The organism is Pseudomonas sp. zjy_15 (assembly GCF_043101865.1).
Taxonomy (GTDB): domain Bacteria; phylum Pseudomonadota; class Gammaproteobacteria; order Pseudomonadales; family Pseudomonadaceae; genus Aquipseudomonas; species Aquipseudomonas putida_Y.
Map to the genome: position 1 here is coordinate 1 of NZ_JBICII010000009.1, position 1743 is coordinate 1743.

A 1743-nucleotide genomic window follows, 5' to 3' on the forward strand; every position below is an offset into this window, starting at 1 on the left:
ACACAGGTCGGAGGCTGGAAACAGGTCGTCGTAGGAGCGGGTTTACCCGCGAAAGGGCCGGGGCTGCTGGCCAATCTCCACCTGCCGCTCACCGTTGCCACCACCACCGTATTCGCGGGTAAACCCGCTCCTACACCGGATCGGTGGCGGACACAGGTCGGGGGCTGGAAACAGGTCGTCGTAGGAGCGGGTTTACCCGCGAAAGGGCCGGCCCTGCTGGCCAATCTCCACCCGCCCACCGTTGCCGCCGCTACCGTATTCGCGGGTAAACCCGCTCCTACCACGGTGGTGGACACACACCGGGGGTTGGACACAGGCTGAGCTGCGCCCCAGATGTTGGACATCTGTCCATCATCTGGGGTTTTTATGAGCAAGTACTCAACACAATTCAAGCAGTCAGCCATCCAGGCTTTCCTCAAGCGTGGCCGAGGCTTTCGCCACATCGCGGCGCTGTTTCAAATCGATCCGACTTTGCTGCGCCGTTGGGTCATGTCCTATCAGTTACATGGTGAGGCCAGCTTCGAGAAGCCTGGCGGTCATTACAGCAGCGAGTTCAAGCTTTCTGTGCTCTACCGTATGTGGCGCGAGAAGCTGTCGCTCCGGGCCACCGCAGCGTTGTTCAACCTGGGTAACTCATCTCAGGTGCGGCGCTGGGAGGAACAGTATTACAGTGGCGGCTTCCAAGCCCTGTCCTCAAGCAAAAAGATATTGGTTAACCCTATGCCTAAAGCCCCGCGCAAGCCCGAAGAGACCGCTCCCAAACCTATCGAGGAGCTTACCCATGCGGAGCTGCTCAAGAGACTTCGCCAGCTTGAAGCGGAGAACGCCTACCTAAAAAAGCTCGAGGAGCTCGACGAGGAGAAGGCGAGGCTGAAGAAAGCCAGGAAAAAACCCGGCTAGTAAGGGCTTTGCGCGAACACTATCCGTTTGCCGATCTGCTCAAGGCTGCCGGCCTGCCACGCAGTACTTACTATTACCAGCTAGGGCTGCTTGAGGCCGGGGATAAGTGTGCCTCTCTCAAAATCTCGATCCAGGAGATCTGCGACCGACATCGCGGTCGTTATGGTTATCGGCGGGTTACCTCTGCGCTGCGCAGTTCTGGGCAGTTGGTTAACAGTAAAAAGGTGCGCCGGCTGATGGCTGCTCTAGACCTCAAGTGCACGGTCCGTCCGAAGAAGTACAAGGCGTATCGGGGCCTGATGGGAGAAGCCGCGCCTAACATTCTCAAGCGTAATTTCCAGGCTGATCAGCCTAACCAGAAGTGGGTTACCGATGTCACTGAGTTCAAAGTGGCGGGTGAAAAGCTGTACCTCTCGCCTGTAATGGATCTGTACAACGGCGAAATCGTGACGTATCGCACCGACACCAGACCGCGCTTCACCTTGGTCGGCGAAATGCTGGAGCGCGCGATTCAACTGCTTCCGGCGGGCAACAAACCACTGCTGCACTCGGACCAAGGATGGCACTACCGATACCCTGATTACTGTGCACGTGTGAAGGAAGCAGGGCTTGAGCAAAGCATGTCACGCAAAGGTAACTGCCTGGACAACGCCGCGATGGAGAGTTTTTTCGGCACGCTGAAGTCGGAATACTTCTACCGTGAGCGCTTCAAAAGCGTCGCAGAGCTACAGGCGGGACTGGATGAGTACATCCACTACTACAACCATGACCGCATTAAAATGAAACTCAACGGCCTGAGTCCTGTGGCTTACAGAACTCAAGCTGAGGTAGCCTAGCACCGAC

At 57.0% G+C, this 1743-nt stretch carries 1 protein-coding gene; it reads left to right on the top strand.

Annotated elements, in window-relative coordinates; genetic code table 11:
- The first annotated feature begins 366 nt into the window (after positions 1–366).
- Positions 367–1736, top strand: a protein-coding gene (locus ACF8EF_RS00885; RefSeq protein WP_370844843.1) for an IS3 family transposase whose coding sequence is annotated in 2 segments (ribosomal slippage) — positions 367–864 and positions 867–1736 — 1368 coding nt in all. Because the reading frame shifts where the segments join, the coding sequence is not laid out codon by codon here.
- Positions 1737–1743: the final 7 nt, after the last annotated feature.